General features: G+C 71.7%; 15 protein-coding genes. 3 read left to right on the forward strand and 12 right to left on the reverse strand.

Annotated elements, in window-relative coordinates:
* Positions 1-80: 80 nt before the first annotated feature.
* From JJJ14_RS10800 to ilvA, 4 genes are all read right to left on the reverse strand, one after another.
* Entirely contained in the window at positions 81-1,031 is a 951-nt protein-coding gene (locus tag JJJ14_RS10800; protein ID WP_201444126.1) for a hypothetical protein, read from the reverse strand.
* Between the two features lie 118 nt (positions 1,032-1,149).
* Positions 1,150-3,165 carry an ABC-ATPase domain-containing protein gene (locus JJJ14_RS10805; protein ID WP_201444127.1) on the reverse strand — a complete coding sequence of 672 codons (2,016 nt, stop codon included), beginning with the start codon at positions 3,163-3,165 and terminating at the stop codon, positions 1,150-1,152.
* Positions 3,166-3,308: 143 nt separating this feature from the next.
* Positions 3,309-3,863, reverse strand: coding sequence for an NADPH-dependent FMN reductase (locus tag JJJ14_RS10810; RefSeq protein WP_201444128.1), 555 nt, complete (start codon positions 3,861-3,863; stop codon positions 3,309-3,311).
* 204 nt (positions 3,864-4,067) lie between these two features.
* Entirely contained in the window at positions 4,068-5,633 is a 1,566-nt protein-coding gene (ilvA, locus tag JJJ14_RS10815) for a threonine ammonia-lyase, biosynthetic (RefSeq protein ID WP_201444129.1), read from the reverse strand.
* A gap of 461 nt (positions 5,634-6,094) precedes the next feature.
* Here ilvA and JJJ14_RS10820 point away from each other — a divergent pair, with 461 nt between their 5' ends.
* Positions 6,095-6,628 carry a DUF4242 domain-containing protein gene (locus JJJ14_RS10820; RefSeq protein ID WP_201444130.1) on the forward strand — a complete coding sequence of 178 codons (534 nt, stop codon included), beginning with the start codon at positions 6,095-6,097 and terminating at the stop codon, positions 6,626-6,628.
* Between the two features lie 151 nt (positions 6,629-6,779).
* Here JJJ14_RS10820 and JJJ14_RS10825 read toward each other — a convergent pair whose 3' ends face one another.
* From JJJ14_RS10825 to JJJ14_RS10860, 8 genes are all read right to left on the reverse strand, one after another.
* Entirely contained in the window at positions 6,780-8,525 is a 1,746-nt protein-coding gene (locus tag JJJ14_RS10825; RefSeq protein WP_236592818.1) for an ABC transporter permease subunit, read from the reverse strand.
* Positions 8,522-10,078, reverse strand: a complete 1,557-nt coding sequence (locus JJJ14_RS10830; protein WP_201444131.1) for an ABC transporter substrate-binding protein — start codon at positions 10,076-10,078, stop codon at positions 8,522-8,524. The genes JJJ14_RS10825 and JJJ14_RS10830 overlap by 4 nt, the downstream gene beginning before the upstream one ends.
* Before the next feature lie 62 nt (positions 10,079-10,140).
* Positions 10,141-11,052 carry an ABC transporter ATP-binding protein gene (locus tag JJJ14_RS10835; protein WP_201444132.1) on the reverse strand — a complete coding sequence of 304 codons (912 nt, stop codon included), beginning with the start codon at positions 11,050-11,052 and terminating at the stop codon, positions 10,141-10,143.
* Positions 11,049-11,900, reverse strand: a complete 852-nt coding sequence (locus tag JJJ14_RS10840) for an ATP-binding cassette domain-containing protein (RefSeq protein ID WP_201444133.1) — start codon at positions 11,898-11,900, stop codon at positions 11,049-11,051. Before JJJ14_RS10840 ends, JJJ14_RS10835 begins: the two co-directional genes overlap by 4 nt.
* An 81-nt stretch (positions 11,901-11,981) precedes the next feature.
* Positions 11,982-13,868 carry a dihydroxy-acid dehydratase gene (ilvD, locus tag JJJ14_RS10845; protein ID WP_009406970.1) on the reverse strand — a complete coding sequence of 629 codons (1,887 nt, stop codon included), beginning with the start codon at positions 13,866-13,868 and terminating at the stop codon, positions 11,982-11,984.
* Between the two features lie 259 nt (positions 13,869-14,127).
* Positions 14,128-14,640 carry a YjdF family protein gene (locus JJJ14_RS10850; protein WP_330831683.1) on the reverse strand — a complete coding sequence of 171 codons (513 nt, stop codon included), beginning with the start codon at positions 14,638-14,640 and terminating at the stop codon, positions 14,128-14,130.
* Between the two features lie 357 nt (positions 14,641-14,997).
* A complete protein-coding gene (locus JJJ14_RS10855) occupies positions 14,998-15,405 on the reverse strand; it encodes an FKBP-type peptidyl-prolyl cis-trans isomerase (RefSeq protein ID WP_070513962.1) in 408 nt (135 codons plus the stop codon).
* 211 nt (positions 15,406-15,616) lie between these two features.
* Positions 15,617-16,582: a Bax inhibitor-1/YccA family protein gene (locus tag JJJ14_RS10860; protein ID WP_201444134.1), complete on the reverse strand. Its 966-nt coding sequence runs from the start codon at positions 16,580-16,582 to the stop codon at positions 15,617-15,619.
* A 434-nt stretch (positions 16,583-17,016) separates the two neighbouring features.
* Between JJJ14_RS10860 and JJJ14_RS10865 the strand changes: the two genes are divergently transcribed.
* Positions 17,017-17,988: an ABC transporter ATP-binding protein gene (locus JJJ14_RS10865; protein ID WP_201444135.1), complete on the forward strand. Its 972-nt coding sequence runs from the start codon at positions 17,017-17,019 to the stop codon at positions 17,986-17,988.
* Positions 17,989-18,055: 67 nt separating this feature from the next.
* Positions 18,056-18,958: an ABC transporter permease subunit gene (locus JJJ14_RS10870; RefSeq protein WP_185988807.1), complete on the forward strand. Its 903-nt coding sequence runs from the start codon at positions 18,056-18,058 to the stop codon at positions 18,956-18,958.
* Positions 18,959-19,271: the final 313 nt, after the last annotated feature.

The raw sequence follows: 19,271 nt of genomic DNA on the forward strand, positions 1-19,271 counted from the left end.
GCCCACTCACTTCGACCAAATCTTCAGAATCGACGCGGCTCCGGGTCGTTTCTGAAGTTTTGGTCGAAGCGTGGGAGGATTTACCAGCGTCGGCCAGTGGGCCTGACCCCGGCAGCGGACAGTCGTCGCAGCATCTGCGCTCCGGCGTCGCCCCAGGCCTGCGCCCATGTCCAGCGGGTCACCGTCAGGCCCGAGGCCCGCAGCGCGTCCTCCCGGAGCTTCTCACGCCACACGACATCCTCCGGGTCCTGCCCGAAGGAGGCCGACCGGTACTTGACCCGACCGTCGAATTCCCCGGCCACCCCATGATCCGGCCAGTAGAAGTCCAGGATGTAGAGCTCGGAACCGACCCGCACACTCACCTGCAGCTCCGGCCTGGGAAGCCGGTGCTCCCACATGCGCACACGCGACATCGACTCGCCCGGCGACTCGGAGCGGCCGTCGGCCAAGCGCACGGCCTGCCGAGCACGAGGGCCGCCACCTGCCGTCTCGGGCAGACGCGCCAGCGCCTCCTCCAGGGTCTCCGCGGAGCACAGTCCGTTGTGCAGGGCCCCATCCATGGCGGCGACCCCCGCCATGAGGCCGTTCCACCGAGCCAGGTCAATGAGCGCGTCCGGCAGCGCGACGGCGAGATGCCCGCCCACTCTGACGACCTCAGTGCCGGGGCGCCGCACGTGGCGCCTCAGCAAAGAGGTCCGCACCCGGCCGGTGCGCTCGCCCGCGACCTCCACCCGGCGCAGAACCGTCCCCACCAGTGGCAGCCCGCAGGCTGCGACGGCGGAGGCGCCCGCCAGCACCAGCTCGTCACCGTACTTCCGGTGCGCCGCCTCGAGCAGCAGCTCATAGCGCTCCATCCACGCGGCCTCCTGCCAGGCCGCGCGGGGCGCGTAGACGCCGGCGGCGACGCGCAGCCAGTCGTGGCTGAGGTCCGGGCGCGCGCACGCGGCGCCGTCGAGCCCGGTCTCGTTCCACATCAGCGGGCGCAGGGCACCGCCGTCGGACAGGGGCGGGGAGGAGATCGCGGCGGTCATGCCCCCATGCTGCCCGCAACACCCCGGCCCTCACTCGGCGCGCCCACCGCCCTGTGGAAACAGGTGGCCGACGGCGCCGTTGTGGACACCGGGATCACCGATCACTTCGACCGAATCTTCAGAATCGACGCGGCTCCGGGTCGATTCTGAAGTTTTGGTCGAAGTGTGTGTGGAGGGAGGCCAGCTCGAGCTTGCGGTAGCGGCTGACGGCCGCGGCGACGTCGACCATGCGGGGACGCACGAGGAAGGCGGGTCGCTCGCGCTCGTCGGTGAGGGCGTCCAGGCCCTCGTCGTCGAGCAGGGCCTCGAGGTCGTCCAGGCACTCGCGCAGCGGGGAGGCCCCGTCGAAGCGTTGCTCCAGCAGGGCGCGCAGCGCGTAGGCGATGGCCTCGGCCTGCCCCGGGTCGGTGACGCCGCCGACGTCGGAGATGTCGATGTCCTCCCGGTCCAGGACCAGGGTGGAGGTGCCCTGGGCGCGAGTGCGCACCGGCCCCCGGCGGGTGCGCGGCGGGGCGGGCTCGGGGACGCGCTGCCGGGGCTCGGCGAAGTCCTCCAGGCCGGTCAGGGGCCGGGGCTGGTCGGCCACGACGCGGCGGGCCTGCTCGGTGACGTCACGCGGGTGGTAGGCGTCCATGAGCAGGACCCGGTCGGCCACGTCCAGGTAGTCCCCGGAGCCGCCCATGACCATGACCGTGGAGACGCCCCGACGGCGGAACAACGCGGTGATGCGGTCCACCAGAGGCGTGATGGGCTCGCGCTCGGCGGCCACGAGCTCGCGCATGCGCGAGTCGCGGATGAGCAGGTTCGTGGCGGAGGTGTCCTCGTCCAGCAGCAGCGTCGTGGCGCCGGCCTCGACGGCCTCGATGATGGAGGCGGCCTGGGAGGTGGATCCCGAGGCGTTGCGGGTGGTGAAGGAGGCGGTGTCGCGCCCGGCCGGCAGGTGGGAGATGAAGGGGGTCAGGTCGACGCCGGTCACGGCGCGCCCGTCGGCGGCCCGCACCTTGACGGCGTCGGGGACCGTGGCGACGAGCTCGCGCCCGTCCCCGGGCACGTGCGGGTAGACGCCGCGCTCGATGGCGCTCAACAGCGTGGACTTGCCGTGGTAGCCACCTCCGACGATGACGTTGACGCCCGCCTCGACGACGGTGCCGCGCACTGTCCCGGAGTGCGGGAGCTCCACCGTGGCGGCCATGGACTCAGGGGCCTGGAGGGGAACACCGCCGTCCAGGGGATCGTCGCTCACCCCGGAGCGGCGCGGCAGGACGGAGCCGTCGGCGAGGAAGGCCACCCAGCCGTTGCGGGCCACAGTCGCGGTCAGGGCCCGGTGGTCCTCAAGGGTGGCGACGTGGCGCACGAGCCGGTCGCCCCGCTCGCCGGTGAGGTCCATGGCCTCCTCCAGCTCGCGCACGAGGTCGCGCCCCACGATCCGGGAGGCCTCGTGGCCCTGGATGGAGCGACCCTGGGCGGGCAGGGCCAGGCGGGCGCGGACCTCCAGCACCCAGCCGGTCCCCTCCTTCTTCTCCTCGGGGCGCAGGATGATGCTGGAGCGCTGCAGGATCTCCTGGCCCGGGGAGGCGATGGACAGCGCCGTGCCGCGGAAGCCCGCGTGCAGCTCGCGGGTGAGGAAGTCGCCCACGGCCAGGCGGCGGTCTGCATCGGCCAGCAGGTCGGCCTCATCGAGCAGTTCTAGGCCGTGCAGGTCGGTGGGCACGTCCACGTGGATGCGCGTGGGCGGGGCGTAGGGGTCGGACTGGACGCGGTCAATGTGCAGGAACCAGCCGGCGGGCGCCCGGTAGCGTCCGACGATCGCCTTGTAGGCGGCGTAGGAGCGTCCGTCGAGGGCGTGGAGGTGGCCGACGAGGTCTGCCAGGAGGCCGTCGCGGGGCTCGTCGTCGTAGACGCGGCGCGAGCGGCCGCGCTCGCCATCCCGGTAGCCGCGGTCTCCTCCGCGATCACCGCCGGAGCCGCCCCGGTAACCCCGGTCTCCTCCACGGCCGCCTCCCGAGCCTCCCCGGTAGCCGCGGTCACCGCCGCGGCCGCCACCAGAGCCGCCCCGATAACCGCGGTCACCGCGGTCGCCGTATCCGCCCCTGTCGTCCCGGCGGGAACCGCCTCGCTCGCTGCGCTCAGTCATGGGGAAACCCTACCCACCCGCCATACCGCTCCCGCCAGCCCCGGCACAAACGACGTCGCCGCCGGGGCACCCGCAGGTGCCACCGACGGCGACGTGATGGACTGGCGTCCTCCGGCTCAGCCGAACGACCGAGCTCGACGTCCTCAGCGCAGGGAGGCCAGGGCGTCGGAGTGGGCGACGACGTCGCGCACCATGGCCGGGACCTCGGCGTCGTGGAAGGCGGCCGGCGAGAAGGCGCCGTCGGCGAAGTCGGTGTTGAGCGACAGGAACACGTTGGAGGCCACGACGGTGGCGCCCATGCCCTGGAGGATCTGCTGGAGGTGGCTGACGGCACGGATGACGACGCTGTAGGAGTAGCCGACCACGCCCACGCCCTTGTTGGCCACGGCGCCGGGCTGGAGGAAGTCGATGGCGTTCTTCAGGGCGCCGGGGATGGAGAAGTTGTACTCGGGGGTGACGAAGATCAGCGCGTCGAAGGACTTCAGGGCCTCGTCGAAGGCGGCGCCGGCCGGGTCGCTGGGGACGGCCATGCGCGGGGGGATCTCCTCGGCGAACAGGGGCAGGTTGAAGGAGGCGATGTCGACGATCTCGGCCTCAACGCCCTCGATCTCGTTGGCCTGGTCGACCACCCACTGGGCGATGGAGCCACCCACGCGGTTGGGGCGGACGGAACCGACGACGACGGCAAGACGGGTCATGTTTCTCTCCTGGTTGAGATGAGCCGGGGCGGGGTCAGCGTCAGGCGAACACTCCTTTGGCGCACCCGGCCGCGACAATTGATTTACCAACAACCTTATGGGAGTTTCGACAGAACGAACTCCCCCTTATTGCATGATACCGGCCACAACGCCCCCTCCCCGCCCTTCCGATGAGGGCGCATGGAGCCGCGAACTCGTCACGGACTATCGCGCCAGGAAGAAGCGGAAGGCGGGGTCGGCGGTCTCCTCGTTGTAGGAGTAGCCGAGGCGGTCCATGTGCTCGGTCAGCTCGACGTCGTCGGGCCCGGCCGCGAAGGCGCACAGGATACGGCCGTAGTCGGCGCCATCGGTGCGGTAGTGGAACAGCGTGATGTTCCAGCGGGTGCCCAGCACCTGAAGGAAGTGAGCCAGCGCCCCGGGCGACTCGGGGAAGAGGAAGGAGAAGAGGCGCTCGGGCACGCCCGGGGTGGCGCGCCCGCCGATCATGGAGCGCACGTGGACCTTGGCGAGCTCGTCGTCGGTGAGGTCGATGACGTCGTAGCCGGCCTCCTCCAGGTCCGCCACGATCTCGGCACGCTCCTGGCGCCGGGCGATGCGCACGCCCACGAAGATGCGGGCGGGGTCGGTCTCGGTGCGGGCCGCGGAGAGGCGGTAGTTGAACTCGGTGACCGAGCGGGCCCCCAGGACCGAGGCGAAGCGCAGGAAGGAGCCCTGCTCCTCGGGGATGGTGACCCCGAGGATGGCCTCGCGCTGCTCACCGATCTCGCTGCGCTCGGAGATGTAGCGCAGCTGGTGGAAGTTGAGGTTGGCGCCGGACAGGATGAAGGCGAGGCGCTCGCCGGACAGGTGGTGCTCGGCGACGTAGCGCTTGAGTCCCGCCAGGGCCAGGGCGCCGGAGGGCTCGGAGATGGCGCGCACGTCGTCGAAGATGTCGCGCACGGCGGCGGAGGTCTCGTCGGAGGAGACGGTGACGACATCGTCGAGCAGGGCCCGGCACATGCGGAAGGTCTCCTCGCCGATGCGGCGCACGGCCACCCCTTCGGCGAACAGGCCCACGTGGTGCAGGGTGATGGGCTCCCCGCCCAGCAGGGCGGCCTTGAGGCAGGCCGACTCCTCGTGCTCGACGCCGATGACCTTGATCCCGGGCATGAGCTGCTTGATGAGGACGGCGACGCCGGCCGCCAGCCCGCCACCGCCCACGGGCACGAAGACGCGGTCGAGATGGGCGTCCTGCTGGATGAGCTCCAGGCCGATGGTGCCCTGGCCGGCGATGACGCGGGGGTCGTCGAAGGGGGCGATGTAGGACAGGCCCTCGGCCTCGGCCAGGCGGGTGGCCTCGGCCTTGGCCGCGTCGAAGTTGTCCCCGTGGAGGCGGACCTCGCCGCCCAGGGCGCGAACGGCGTCGACCTTGATCTGAGGGGTGACGGTGGGCATGACGATGATGGCGCTCATCCCCAGCAGGGCGGCGGAGCGGGCCACGCCCTGGGCGTGGTTGCCGGCCGAGGCGGTGACGACGCCGCGCTCACGCTCGGCCGGGCTCAGGGAGCGCATGGCGTTGTAGGCGCCGCGAATCTTGAAGGAGTGGACGGTCTGGAGGTCCTCGCGCTTGACCTCAACGGTGTTGCCCAGGCGGGCCGACAGGGACGGCATCTCCTGCAGGGGCGTGTGCTCGGCCGCCTCGTAGACGGGGGCCTTGAGGATCTCCCGCAGGTAGCGGGCGCTGTCCCAGGCTGGAGTTCCGTTGCTGCTGACGCTGTCGAGCTCATTCACGAGTGACAGCGTAACGGGCAAGGCGCCGATCACGATGAAGGGCTCCGAATGTCCAAAACGGATACAAAGGAGCCTGCGGCTCGATCAGGTAGCTGATAGAACCTTGGAATCATGCGGTTCTTGTCTGACGCCTTGGCCCTGTTTCGGGTCTTTGTCTCCGTTTTGGACATTTTCAGGCTGATCGTCTCACGATCCGGCTCTGCGAAGCCGTCAGGCCACCTTGCTCAGCACGCCGGCGCACCCGAGGTGCCAAGACCCCGCCGATGCACAACTGGACGCAGGGCTGGAAGGAGGCTCTCATCCGCACAGGCGGCCAACACCTCCCACACCCGCCTATAGCTGGAAACACTCATACCTATGTGAGTCCGCAGAGCGAGCACGTCCTCAGTTCACCGGAGCCGGCGGGAATAATTCGGCTGGACCGCAAGGTTGGTATGCACACCCTACGGAAAGGAGCCGCCATGTCGCTCCAGCTCTTCGAGCTCGTCCCCACCACCCCGTCACGCGAGGCCGCCGAGGCCCTCATCGCGCAGGTCTCCCAGGCCGTTGAGGCCGCCGGCGCCTCCGTCCTGGAGTCGCAGGTCACCGCCAGTCACGAACGCATCTTCACCATCGTCGAGCTCGACTCCGACAACGTCACCGGCCTGACCGAGGCCGTCCGGTCCGCTGCGGCCGACGCCGAGGTCACCGGCCCCGACGAGGTCCGCCTCGTGGGCGCCGAGCTGGAGGACGTGCGCGCCCTGGCCCGCAAGGCCGACTACCTCGTGGAGTGGGACATCCCCGAGGAGATCTCCATGGAGACCTACCTGGCGCGCAAGAAGGCCAACTCCCCCAAGTACGCCCAGGTACCGGAGGTGAGCTTCCTGCGCACCTACGTGCGCGAGGACACGGTCAAGTGCCTGTGCTTCTACGACGCCCCCGATGAGGAGGCCGTGGTGCGCGCCCGCGAGGCCGTCTCCACCCCGATCGACCGCCTCCACGCCCTGGAGGGCTGAGGGCCGATCCACCGATGAGGCGGGCGCCAACCCATCACGCGGTTGGCGCCCGCCTCGTTGTCTATGCCCGACGGCGCAGCTTCTCGCACCCGGCCCGGGCCGCTGCCACCGGGCCTCAGCGGGCTCAACGGCTCCTGCGGCCTCTACGGTCTCAGCGCCGCATGCTGCGGGAGGCGGCGACGGACGTGATCGACAGAACCACGAGGGCGGCGGCGGGCGTGGCCACGGCCCAGGGGGCCCGTTCGATGTAGGGCAGCGCGTCGGACAGGACCAGCCCCCACTCCGGTGCGGGGCTCTGGGCGCCCAGGCCGAGGAATCCCAGTGCCGCCAGCGCCAGGGCCTTGCCGGGCAGTCTCAGGGCCGCGTGGCGCGCCAGGGGGCCGACGACGGCGGGCAGGACCCGGGTCAGGGTGATCCGCACCCGCCCTTCCCCCAGGACCGGGGCGAGCAAGACGTCGGGGCGCTGCCGGTTCTCGGCGACGAGCCCGGCGGCGTGGGAGGCCAGAGGCGCCCAGCCGACGCCGGCCACGGCGATGGCGGCGCCCGTGGCGCTGGGCCCGGAGACGCCGGCGACGATGAGGCCGGCCAGGATCGGCGGGGCGGCGTTGGCGACCTCGATGAACCCCGTGGCCGCCCGCGGCGCCAGCCCCACCAGGATGGCGATGACGAAACAGACCACCGTGACGATGACGGCGCCGCTCACCGTGGACACGGCCCCGTGAGCCACCCGTGCCAGCACGTCGCGCCCGAGCGAGTCGGCGCCCAGTGGGAGAGCGGCACTGGGCTGCGCGAGCTTGTCCGCGACGACGGCGTAGGGGTCGCGCCGAATCCCGACGGCCACCATGAGGGCCAGCAGGGCGGCACCGCTGACGGCGATGACGCGGGCAGCCCGCCCCGAGTGCTCCACCGGGGGCGGTGCCGTGAGACCGCCCGCCCCGGCGGCCCGCCCCATGAGGAGGCGTCGGGCCGCCCCGGCGATGACGCCGGCGGCCAGTGCCAGGGCGAGCAGCAGCAGGATCTGGGCCTGGAGCGCCGGCACGTCCTGAGCGGAGGCGGCGTCCAGGAGCTCGCGGCCCAGCCCGGGGATGGCGAAGATCTTCTCCACGGCGACCGCGCCGCCGGTCAGGGCCACGACGACGAGCGCCACCTGCCCGGTCAGTGGTGCCAGGGCCCGCCTCAGGACGGCTCCGGCCAGGGTTCGGCCGCGGATGCCGGCGGTGGACCAGGTGGCCACCCAGCGTTCGGAGAAGGTGGCGGTGACGGCATCGGAGACGAGTCCACCGAGGTAGCCGCCGGTGGGCAGGCCCAGGCTGAGGGCCGGCATGATGACCTTCTCGGGGCTGCCCCACCCGAAGGGCGGCAGGATCCTGAGGTAGACGGCCAGGACGAGCATGAGGATCGGGGCGAGGAGGTACTCGGGCAGGGAGATGAGGACCGCGGAGGCGGCGCCGCCGCGAGGCCGGGGGCGCCCTCGCAGCCCGTCGCGCAGGGCGGGCAGGACCAGGGCGGCGGCCACGACGACCCCGACGCCGAGCGCGGCGGCCATGAGGCTCAGGGAGACCCCGAAGGCGTCCACGGCATCCGGGCCGACGTCGGCCCCCGAGACCCAGGAGCGGCCCAGGTCGCCACGAACCACCCCGGCCAGCCAGTGTCCGATGACGTGGAGGGGGCCGCCGTCGATCCCGATGCTCTTGCGGATGGATGCCAGGACCTCCGGTGTGGGCTCCCGGTCGGAGGAGGTGGCGCGCAGGATCGTCAGGGCCGGGTCCTTGCCCGAGAGCCACGGCAGCATGCCCACCAGGCCCACGAGACAGGCCAGGGCGAGCAGGCGCGAGATGCCGGTGACAAGGTCGCCCGTGCGCAGGCGCCCGGCGAGCCGGGAGAGCACGCCGCTCACTTCTTCACGGTCGTGGCCGAGGTGATGAGGGCGCGCTCGCCCGGGTCGCGCTGGGCACCGGTGACCCCGGCGGCCTCGCCCTGGATGACGCGCTCGTGGGCCAGCGGGATGGCGGCGCCGGAGGCGAGGATGGCCTGCTCGGCGGCCATGATGGCCTTGTGGCGCTCGTCGCCAGGCTGCGTGGCGGCGGCCTTGGAGATGGCGGCGTCGACCTTCTCGTCGTGCAGGCCGCTCATGGAGTAGGAGCCGGAGGAGGAGAAGTCGGCGGTCATGTAGGCGACGGCGTCGCCGGAGTCCAGGACGGTGGAGCGCGACACGAGGACGGCGTGGAACTTGCCGGCCAGGGCCTCGGACTCGATCTGGTTGTACTCGCGCACGTCCTGGGTGACCTTGAAGCCGACAGCCTCGAGCTGCTGGGCCAGGAGGGGGACCATCTCTCCGAGCTCGGGACGGTCAGTGTAGGAGGCCAGGGTGATGGCGGTGCCGGCGGGGACGGTCCCGGCGGCGGTGGCGCCGGGGACCTTGCCGGTGGCGGCCGCGCCCGTGGCTCCGGGGTAGGTCTCCTTCTTCCAGGCGCGCAGCTCGGCGGCCCAGGGCACGGCCGGCCCCAGGAGCCCGACGGGAGAGTCGGCGTGGCCCTCGAAGACGGTCTTGATGAGGGCGGCGGGGTCGACGGCGTTGCGGGCGGCGGCGCGCAGGGCGGGGTCGGAGAAGGGGCCGGAGCGGGTGTTGAGGTAGAGGGTGGAGGTGCGCGGGGTGGCCACCTCGTGGAGAAGGTTCTTGTCGATGTTGCCGACCTGGGCGACGGGGACGGCCTCGACGATGTCGGCGGTGTCGGTGCGCAGGGCGTTGGCGCGGGCGGCGCCGTCGGGAACGTAGGTGACGTCGATGCCGGGGGCGGTGGCCTTCGTGCCCCAGTACTTGTCATTGCGTTCCAGGGTGGCGCCGGAGGAGCCGTTGGCCTGCTTGAGGATGAAGGCGCCGGTGCCGTGGCCGACGGGGTCGATGGCGCCGTCGGCGGAACTGGGGTAGGCGGCCGGGGACAGGATGACGAGCTGGGGGCTGGAGAGGCGCTGCGGCATGAGGGGGTCGGGGGCCGCGGTGGTCAGGAGGAGGTCCTTGCCGTCGGCCTTCGCGGTGAGCTGGACTCCGTCCAGGACGCGCGGCGGCTTGGCGGCGGTGGCGGCGAAGGTGAGGGCGGCGGCCGCGTTCTCGGCGCTCAGGGCGGTGCCGTCGTGGAAGGTGACGCCCTCGCGCAGGGTGAGGCGCCAGGTGGTCTCGCCCTCGCGCTTCCATGAGGTGGCGAGCAGTTCCTGGGCGTCGCCGTCGGCGTTGAGCGTGGTGAGGCTCTCGGCGCAGGACCAGCGGACGAGCTTGGAGCCGTCGTTGGTGAGCGGGTTGAGCTTGCTCTCGGGGGCGTGGAACATGGCCAGGCGGATGCGGCCGTCACCCGAGGAGCTGCGCGAGCAGGACGCGATGGCGGCGGCGCCGGCTCCGACGCCGAGGGCGGCGAGGACCTGGCGGCGGGTGACGGCGGGGGCGGGCAGGGACATGGATGCTCCTTCGGGCCGGTGTCGGGGTGTCAGCGGTCGGGGTGTCAGCGGTCGGGAGGTCGTCAGTCGGTGGCGGTCGGCAGGGTGGGCACGGCGTCGCGCAGGGCGCGGGTGGCCGGGTGCGTGGGCTTAGTGAGGAGGCGGCGCATGGGGGCGTCCTCCACGATGGAGCCCTCGTCCATGACCAGGGCCCGCTGGCAGACGCGGGCGACGGCGGCCAGGTCGTGCGACACCACTAGCAGGGCCGGGGCGGGCACGGCGCCAGACACAGCCGGGGCGGGCACGGCGCCAGACACAGCCGGGGCGGGCTCCGGCTCGCCACTCACGCCGGACTTCGCGGGGGGCTCCTGCTCATCGCTGGTGGCGGCGTCGGGGTCGGCCTCGATGGCCGCAAGCAGGTCGAGGGTCTGGCGACGCAGGGCCGGGTCGAGCCCGGAGACCGGCTCGTCGAGCAGGAGGTAGCGCGGTGACAGGGCCAGCGCCCGGGCGATGGAGACCCGCTGCGCCTGGCCGCCGGAGATCTCGTGGGGCCGGTTCTCCCAAATCTCGCGGTGAATCTCGAGGCTCTCCAGCACCCGCCGGGCCCGACTGGCGGCCTCCTCGCGGTCGCGCACCACCCCCAGGGTGCGCAGCGGGGCGCTCACCTGCGCCAGCACCGAGCGGCGCGGGTGGAGGGTGGCGGCGGCGTCCTGGGGCACGTACTGCACCGCCCGCCGGAAGGCCCGCAGCGCTCGGGCTCCGCCTCGGCGCACGGGCTCGCCGTCGAGCAGGATCTCGCCGGCGTCCTCCGGCCCCGGGGAGTCGAGCAGCAGCAAGGCGCGCAGCAGCGTCGTCTTGCCGCATCCCGAGCGTCCGATGAGGGCCACGTTCTCCCCCGGCTCCAGGCGCAGGTCCACGCCGCGCAGCACCTCTCGCCGCTCGCCACCCGCCCCCGGGTGGGAGCGCCTGAGGCCCCGGGTCTCAAGCCCGCTCATGCGGCGGCTCCCGCTGCGGCCAGGGCCCCGTCGATGGTCTCCTCGGCGCCGGCCTCGCACATGGCGGCCGTGACCGGGTGCTCGGGGCGGGTCAGGACGGAACGGGTCTGCCCCGACTCGATGATGGCGCCGTCGTGGAGGACGGCGATGTTCTCGCAGATGGCGGCGGCGGGCAGGTCGTGGGTGATGAGGAGCAGGGCGGGGGCCTGGGGCAGGCTGGTCAGAGAACTCAGAAGCCCGAGGATCTCGGCGCGAGCGACGACATCGAGGGCGGTGGTGGGCTCGTCGGCGATGATGAGGGCCGGTTCGGCGGCCAGGGCCAGGGCCAGGCTGACGCGCTGGCGCTGGCCTCCGGAGAGGCGCCCGGGGACGCGGTCGGCGAAGGACTCATCGAGCCCGACGGCGTAGAGGTAGTCGGTGGCGCGCTGGCGGGCCTCGTCCGGGCTGCGTCCGGCGGCCTGGGAGGCCAGGGCGATCTGGCGGCCGACCGCGATGAGCGGGTGCAGAGCGGTGGAGTGGTCCTGTGGGACCAGGGCGATCCGGCTGCCCCGGGGGCGGCGGGCGGCGGGCAGACCCAGCAGGTTGACGCCGCCGGCCTCGCCTGCCGCATCAGAGCTCGCGCGCGGGTCGCTGCCTGCGTCGGCGTCGTCGGGCTCGACGGTCAGCGAGCCGGCGACCCCCAGCGAGGCCGGGAGGGTGCCCGCGAGCGCGGCGCAGGTGAGGGACTTGCCCGCTCCGGAGGCGCCGACCAGGGCGGTCCGGCTTGCGGGCTCCAGGCGGAGGGCGACGCCGTTGACCAGCGTCGTGCTGCCGGATCGCACCACCAGCGATCTGAGAACGATTGTCACACGCAAACCCTAGGCGCAAGTGACAACGATTTTCAAATATGCAGTTGGTCAACCCTGGCCGCCCCTGACGGCCCCTGCGGGCTACTTGATCCCGAGGCGCTTGAGGTCGCGCACCGCGCCCAGGTCGGCGCTGGTGGCGAGCATGGCGTAGGCGCGCAGCGCTGCGGAGACCTTGCGGGGGCGGTCCACGTGCGGGGTCCAGGCGGCCTCGCCGCGGGCCTCCTCCTCGGCGCGGCGGCGCTCGATCTCCTCGTCACTCAGGCGCACGGAGATGGCGCGGCGCGGGATGTCGATGTCGATGATGTCGCCGCTGCGCACCAGGCCGATGAGTCCGCCGGCCGCGGCCTCCGGGGAGACGTGGCCGATGCTCAGCCCGGAGGTGCCCCCGGAGAAGCGCCCGTCGGTGAGCAAGGCGCACTCCTTGCCCAGGTGCATGGACTTGATGTAGGTGGTCGGATAGAGCATCTCCTGCATGCCGGGGCCGCCGCGCGGTCCCTCGTGGCTGATGATGACGACGTCGCCGGACGTCACCTGCTTGCCGAGGATCCCGGCGACGGCGTCCTCCTGGGACTCGAAGACGACGGCGGGCCCGGAGAAAGTCAGGATCGACTCGTCCACGCCGGCGGTCTTGACGATGCAGCCCTTCTCGGCGATGTTGCCGAAGAGGACGGCCAGGCCGCCGTCGGCGGAGTAGGCGTGCTCGATGTCGCGGATGCAGCCGGCGGCGCGGTCGGTGTCGAGGGACTCCCAGCGGGAGGCCTGGGAGAACATCTCGGTGGTGCGCACGCCGGCGGGGGCGGCGAGGTAGCCGGTGCGGATCTCCTCGCTGACCTGGGAGCCGGGGACGCCGTCGGGGCCGGGGCGGGCGATGTCGTAGGCGGCGAGCTCCTCGCCCAGGGTGGTGCCCAGGACGTTGGAGGTGGTGGTCTCCAGCAGTCCGCCGCGGTCGAGCTCACCGAGGATGCCGATGATGCCGCCGGCGCGGTGGACGTCCTCGATGTGGTAGAGGTTCGTCGAGGGCGCGACCTTGGCCAGGTGGGGGACCTTGCGCGAGAGGCGGTCGATGTCGGCCATGGTGAAGTCGACCTCGGCCTCCTGGGCGGCGGCCAGCAGGTGCAGGACGGTGTTGGTGGAGCCGCCCATGGCGATGTCCAGGCTCATGGCGTTCTCGAAGGCTGCCTTGGTAGCGATGGAGCGCGGCAGGACGGAGGCGTCGTCGTGCTCGTAGTAGGCCCGGGTGATCTCGACGATCTGGTGGCCGACGCGCTTGAAGAGCTCGCCACGGTCGGCGTGGGTGGCCAGCAGGGTGCCGTTCATGGGCAGTGCCAGGCCGAGGGCCTCGGTGAGGCAGTTCATGGAGTTGGCGGTGAACATGCCCGAGCAGGAGCCGCAGGTGGGGCAGGCCAGGCGCTCGATGGCGCTGATGGTCTCGTCGGTCACGGTGGGGTCGGCGGCATCCATCATGGCGTCGATGAGGTCGAGCTTGCGGGTGGTGCCGTCGGCGGCGGTCATCTTGCCCGACTCCATGGGGCCGCCGGAGATGAAGATGGCCGGGATGTTGAGGCGCATGGCGGCCATGAGCATGCCCGGGGTGATCTTGTCGCAGTTGGAGATGCACACGAGGGCGTCGGCGCAGTGGGCGCTGACCATGTACTCCACGGAGTCGGCGATGAGGTCGCGGCTGGGCAGGGAGTAGAGCATGCCGTCGTGGCCCATGGCGATGCCGTCGTCGACGGCGATCGTGTTGAACTCCTTGGCCAGGCCCCCGGCCGCCTCGATCTCGGTGGCCACGAGGCGTCCGACGTCGCGCAGGCCCACGTGCCCGGGGACGAACTGGGTGAAGGAGTTCGCGATGGCGATGATCGGCTTACCGAAGTCGGAGTCCTTGACGCCGGTGGCGCGCCACAGTGCACGGGCGCCCGCCATGTTGCGGCCGTGGGTGGAGGTGGCGCTGCGGTACTGCGGCATGAGTGATTCCTTCTCGGGCAGACGGACTGGAACGGCGTCGCAAGGAGCCGGCCTCAGGGGGTGGCCAGCGCTTCACGACGCCGTGTTGCCATAGCGTAGCCCTCGTTGGCTCCGGGCGCCGCTTCGCTTCCTGTCCCTGAGACGCGCTGAGACGCGCTGAGACGCTCCAAGGCCGCCCCGGCGCGGTCGCGCGGGCCGTCGTCCCGTTCCCGAGGAGGGCCTCGCTCACCACCACGATTTGCGGAACACCGGGCTTGCGTCACCGGCCGCGGTGACGGCGCTTGGCCCGCTGACGACGGCGCGCCCAGTCCTCGTCCGCCTTCTGGCGACGGCGCCTGCTCCGGTCACGGGAGGCACGGGTCGCGGTCTCCTCACGGGCAGCGGCCAGGGCGGCCTGCGCAGCGGTGGACGGACGCGCCCGGGCAGCCTCCTTGGCGGCCTGCCGTGCGGCGCGCTTGGGGTTGGGGCGAGAGGCCGACGACGAGCCCACCGGTTTGGACGCCGGTACCGGAGGACAAGCAGCGGCTCGGTCGATGAGGGCCCCGCCGTGAGTCAGGAGGAAGTCGTAGAGCGCGACGTCGCTGGGCTCGGCCCCGAAGACGTGCCGCGCCGCCCGCACGGTGCCGCCTTGGTCATTCGCCTCGGCCCCACGACGACGTTCGTGGACCTCAAGAACACCGACCCAGAAGCGGCCGTCGAAGAAGAGGGTGAACTGGGCTGAGATGCTGGCGGGGACACCGGCCTGGTTGTCTGAGGCGGGCATGTTCGGCATGGAGGCTCCTGCGGGTGCGAGTGATCGCACCCGGTGCAGCAGGAGTCCCCGTGACGGCCGATGACCGGCCTCCCCGAGGTGACGAACGCCTGGTTGTTGCTCGCACACGCCAAGATCGGCGGGGCGGATCCGGGGTCTGCGGCCCCGACGGCGTCATCCGGACTTCCTCCGGACCGTGCAGTTCGTGCTACCGGGTGTGGCGCGAGCGCGCCGCCCTCAGGCTAGCGCAGTGAACGCCGCCCCGGGGGCACCGTATGCAGACGCGCGTTCGCACGGTAGGGCTCCAGGGCGCACCTGAGGGGTGCGTTCTGGGCACCTACCGTGCGAACGCGCGGTCAGTGGCTCAGTGGGCCTGGCTCACATGACGCCGAGGATCTCCGTGACGAAGACGAGGGTGTCGCCGCCGCGGATGCCGGCCTGCGGGACGCCGTGGTCGCCGTAGCCGAGCTCGGAGGGGATGGACAGCAGCAGGCGCGAGCCGACGCGCTGGCCCACGAGGCCGTCGTCCCAGCCGCGGATGACCATGCCGACGCCGACTTGGAAGTTCAGCGGCTGGCCGCGGTCGTAGGAGTTGTCGAAGACGTCGCCGCCCCAGATCTGGCCCAGGTAGTTGGCCACGATCGTGTCGCCGGCCTCGATCACCTGGCCGTCGCCGGCGTCGAGCACCTGGACCTGGAGCCCCTCGGGGGCCTCGGTCCCGGGGAAGGTGAGCGTGGGCTTCGTGCCCTTGGCGCCCTCGACGGAGGGCATGTTGGTGTTAATCATGCGGCGAGCCTACGTGAGGCCCCCGGTTGGACGCCGCAGCGGGCCTCGGCCCAGCGCGAACCCGGCGAGCGGGCCGCGCAGCACCGGGGCGGGAACGGGAGCGAGACCGCCGAGCACGCGGCTGGGGCCGGGACGCATCAGCTGCGTCCCGGCCCCAGCCGAGGTGGTGGCGTCAGGTCGGACCGGACGAACCGGGCCCGACCCCTCGCTCTCAGTCGCGGAAGTAGCTCAGCAGGCGGAGGAACTCCACGTAGAGCCACACGAGGGTGACGACCAGGCCGAAGGCCCCCGCCCAGGCGTAGCGCTGGGGCAGCCCGTTGCGGACCCCGTTCTCAATGGACTCGAAGTCGATCGCCAGGAAGAAGGAGGCCAGGATGACCGCCAGGATTCCCAGCGGGACTCCCAGCGGGATCCCCATGATGGTCAGGGAGCGCAGCCCCCAGGCGCCAGTGGTCATGCCGGTCATCATGAGGGCGAAGTTGATGAGGCAGAAGATCATGTAGCCGAAGGTGGCCACAACCACGACTCGCCGGAACCTGCCCTGGACCCGGAAGCCGCCGAAGGAGTAGGCCGCCAGCATGGCGCCGAAGGTGGCCAGCGTCGCGAGCACGGCCTGGACGACGATGCCCTCGTAGCGGGCCTCCATGATGCCGGAGAAGCCGCCCAGCAGCAGTCCCTCGAAGGCCGCATAGGCCAGGATGAGGGCCGGGGAGGGCTCCCGCTTGAAGCTGTTGACCAGGCCCAGGACGAAGGCACCGATGGCACCGGCGAACACCGCCATGGCGCCCAGGCTGAAAGTCGCCTCATTGGTCACCAGGTTCCAGCACAGGGCGCCCGTGGCCAGGATGACGGCGAACATGCCGGCGGTGCGGATGATGACGTCGTCGTAGGTCATGCGGCGCATGTCCGCGTTGGTGGCCGACGGCGCCTGGTACTGGGCCTCCAGACCGGCCATCTGCTCGGGACTCACCTGGCCGTAGCCGGCCGTCTGCTGACCGTACTGGTTGGCGTACTGGTTGCCGTACTGCTGGCCGTAGCCGGCGGCCTGCTGGCCGTACTGGCCGGCCTGGTAGCCGGGCATCGTGGGGTAGCCGTTGGGCGTCTGAGCCGGGGCGGCCCCGGGCGCATGGCCGCCTTCCTGGAAGGCGGTGCTTCGGCTGAAGAAGGGGTTGGACATGTTCCTCTCATCCTCTCTGAGGGGGCTGGGACCGTCGGCCCGGGGAGGCCGCCGCTCGCAGTCCGGTCCGGCCGTCGAGGACCGGCACCCGAAACTGCGCATATTATGCGCAGCCCACGCACGGTCAGGGGAACCCTTTTCCCTCACAACGTAGCCATCTGGGGAGAGATCCCCACTGCGCGTCGGACGCCGTCGACTCCTCGGTGGCCTCCGGCGGCTCGCATCGACCGATCGGTTCTCATCCTCCAGGAGGACCCCCTCCGCCTGACGGACCCGCCCCGGCCGGCCCCGGGTTCCTCACCTCGGCCGATTCACCGACGACGGCGCCTTCCTAGGCTGGAGCCATCCGGTTGCTCCGTGGGAGCAGCCCCTTGGAAGAACCACGGCGAACCACCCACCCCCTGGCCAGAGGCCCACGTCGAAGAGAGAACATCATGATCGAGGCAGTCAATCTCACCAAGCGTTATGGCAAGAAGACGGCGGTGGACAACATCTCCTTCACCGTCGAGCCCGGCACTGTCACCGGCTTCCTGGGCCCCAACGGGGCGGGCAAGTCCACCACGATGCGCATGATTATGGGCCTGGACAAGCCCACCAGCGGCAAGGTCACGATCAACGGGCGCCCCTACCGGCAGCTGTCGGCCCCCCTGTGCGAGGTCGGTGCCCTGCTGGACGCCAAGGGCCTGCACGGCTCGCGCAGCGCCCGCAGTCACCTGCGCCAGCTGGCCGCCTCCAACGGCATCCCCGCCAAGCGGGTCGACGAGGTCCTGGACATCACCGGCCTGACCTCGGTGGCCAAGAAGCGCGTCAAGGGCTTCTCCCTGGGCATGGGCCAGCGCCTGGGCATCGCGGCGGCCCTGCTGGGCGACCCCGGTGTGCTCCTGTTCGACGAGCCCGTCAACGGCCTGGACCCCGAGGGCGTCAAGTGGGTGCGTGAGACCTGCCGCCGTCTGGCCGGCGAGGGCCGCACCGTGTTCATCTCCTCCCACCTCATGAGCGAGATGGCCCAGACCGCCGACCACCTCCTGGTCATCGGCCGCGGCCGGATCCTGACGGCCGGCCCAGTCAACGACGTCATCGCCTCGGCCACCACCGACCGGGTGCGCGTGGCCTCCCCTCAGGCCACCCAGCTCGCCGAGCTCCTGGCCTCCCGCAACCTGGCCGCCCGGCCCGTGGCCCCCAACGTCCTGGAGACCACCGCGACCACCGCCGCCACCATCGGCGAGCTGGCCGCCCAGGGCGGCATCGTTCTGCACGAGCTCACCACCATCCGCGCCAGCCTCGAAGAGGCCTACATGACTCTGACCAGCGACTCCGTGGAGTACCGCACCGACCCCGCCTCCCAGGCCCAGATGCAGCAGACCCGGGTGCGCCAGGCCGTGCCGCAGGGCTCCGCCCGGGGCTGAGGCCCGCACGCCGGCGCGCCACGCCCGCCATCAGAAGCTCCATCCGTCTCACTCCAGAAGGCCAGCCATGAGTACTCACAGCCCCGCACACGCCTCCGCCGCCCCTGCACACCCCGCCCCGACGCGCACCGCCGTCGGGACCGCCCCCGCAGGCCCAGCCCCGCGCCCAGCCGGCCCACACATTCAGGGCCGCCAGACCCTCCTGCGCTCCGTGCGCGCCGAGTGGATCAAGCTCTGGTCCCTGCGCTCGACCTGGATCACCTCCTTCATCGCCATCGCCCTGACCGTCCTGTTCGGCGCCGGTATCGCCATCGCGTCCGGGCAGCGGCCGGAGGGCCAGGAGTCGGCCAAGGACCTCATCACCACCGGTCTGGCATTCGGGCAGATCGTCGTCTCGGTCCTGGGAGCCCTCGTCATCACCGGGGAGTACGCCTCCGGTCAGATCCGCTCCTCCCTGGCCGCCGTCCCCAGGCGCGGGCATCTCCTCCTGGCCAAGGCCGTGGTCCTGGCCATCGTCTCCTTCCTTCTGGGAAGCCTGTCCGTCTTCCTGTCCTGGGCGATCTCCAAGCCCTTCCTCGGCGAGCACGCCGGCTCCCTCACCGACGCGCACTACGCCGGCTACATCTGGGGCTCAGGCCTGGTCTTCGCCGGCATCGCGCTGATGACCCTGGGCATCGGCTTCCTGCTGCGCTCCACCGCCGGCGCCATCACCGTCGTCGTCTCCCTCCTGTTCGTCATCCTGCTGCCGCTTCAGCTCGCGGCCGGTCAGTGGAACTGGGTCAACAAGATCATCGAATGCCTGCCGATCTCCGTCTCCTCGGCTGTGTCCAACCCCTTGCCGGAGGCCGCCCAGTCGAGCGCTGAGGGAGCCCAGTTCCTCACCCACGGCCAGTCCATCGCGGTCTTCGCCGCCTGGGCGCTCATCCCGCTCATCGCCGCCTGGTTCGTCTTCTCCCGGCGCGACGCCTGAGCGGGCGACTCCCCCGCCGTCAGCCGGAGGCGAAGCCCATGTCAGCCCCCGCGTCCTCTCACCAGGCCTCCGGTCCCTCCTCTCCCCACGAGGACCCCGGCGCCCCTCCTGCCTCTTCCGTAGCCGACGCCCCCGGCTGTACAGCCGCATCGGTCGAGAAGAGCCGGGCGGGCGCCGGGCTGCCCTCGGCCCTGACCGACCCCACGGTCCTGCGCAGCCTCATCCGCTCCCTGCCCGCGACGCCCTCCCCCGGTTCGGCGATCCCCGCCTCCGACCATGAAGGGAAGAGCCCCCATCGTCGGAAGCGGGTGCC

It is taken from the genome of Actinomyces sp. HMT 175, assembly GCF_016694895.1.
GTDB classification, from domain to species: domain Bacteria; phylum Actinomycetota; class Actinomycetes; order Actinomycetales; family Actinomycetaceae; genus Actinomyces; species Actinomyces oris.

Bases quoted from the DNA above. Each gene is read 5' to 3' on its own strand.
- JJJ14_RS10800 (WP_201444126.1), bottom strand. From the start codon at position 1,031: ATGACCGCCGCGATCTCCTCCCCGCCCCTGTCCGACGGCGGTGCCCTG.
- JJJ14_RS10805 (WP_201444127.1), bottom strand. From the start codon at position 3,165: ATGACTGAGCGCAGCGAGCGAGGCGGTTCCCGCCGGGACGACAGGGGC.
- JJJ14_RS10810 (WP_201444128.1), bottom strand. From the start codon at position 3,863: ATGACCCGTCTTGCCGTCGTCGTCGGTTCCGTCCGCCCCAACCGCGTG.
- JJJ14_RS10820 (WP_201444130.1), top strand. From the start codon at position 6,095: ATGTCGCTCCAGCTCTTCGAGCTCGTCCCCACCACCCCGTCACGCGAG.
- JJJ14_RS10830 (WP_201444131.1), bottom strand. From the start codon at position 10,078: ATGTCCCTGCCCGCCCCCGCCGTCACCCGCCGCCAGGTCCTCGCCGCC.
- JJJ14_RS10835 (WP_201444132.1), bottom strand. From the start codon at position 11,052: ATGAGCGGGCTTGAGACCCGGGGCCTCAGGCGCTCCCACCCGGGGGCG.
- ilvD (WP_009406970.1), bottom strand. From the start codon at position 13,868: ATGCCGCAGTACCGCAGCGCCACCTCCACCCACGGCCGCAACATGGCG.
- JJJ14_RS10850 (WP_330831683.1), bottom strand. From the start codon at position 14,640: ATGCCGAACATGCCCGCCTCAGACAACCAGGCCGGTGTCCCCGCCAGC.
- JJJ14_RS10855 (WP_070513962.1), bottom strand. From the start codon at position 15,405: ATGATTAACACCAACATGCCCTCCGTCGAGGGCGCCAAGGGCACGAAG.
- JJJ14_RS10860 (WP_201444134.1), bottom strand. From the start codon at position 16,582: ATGTCCAACCCCTTCTTCAGCCGAAGCACCGCCTTCCAGGAAGGCGGC.
- JJJ14_RS10865 (WP_201444135.1), top strand. From the start codon at position 17,017: ATGATCGAGGCAGTCAATCTCACCAAGCGTTATGGCAAGAAGACGGCG.
- JJJ14_RS10870 (WP_185988807.1), top strand. From the start codon at position 18,056: ATGAGTACTCACAGCCCCGCACACGCCTCCGCCGCCCCTGCACACCCC.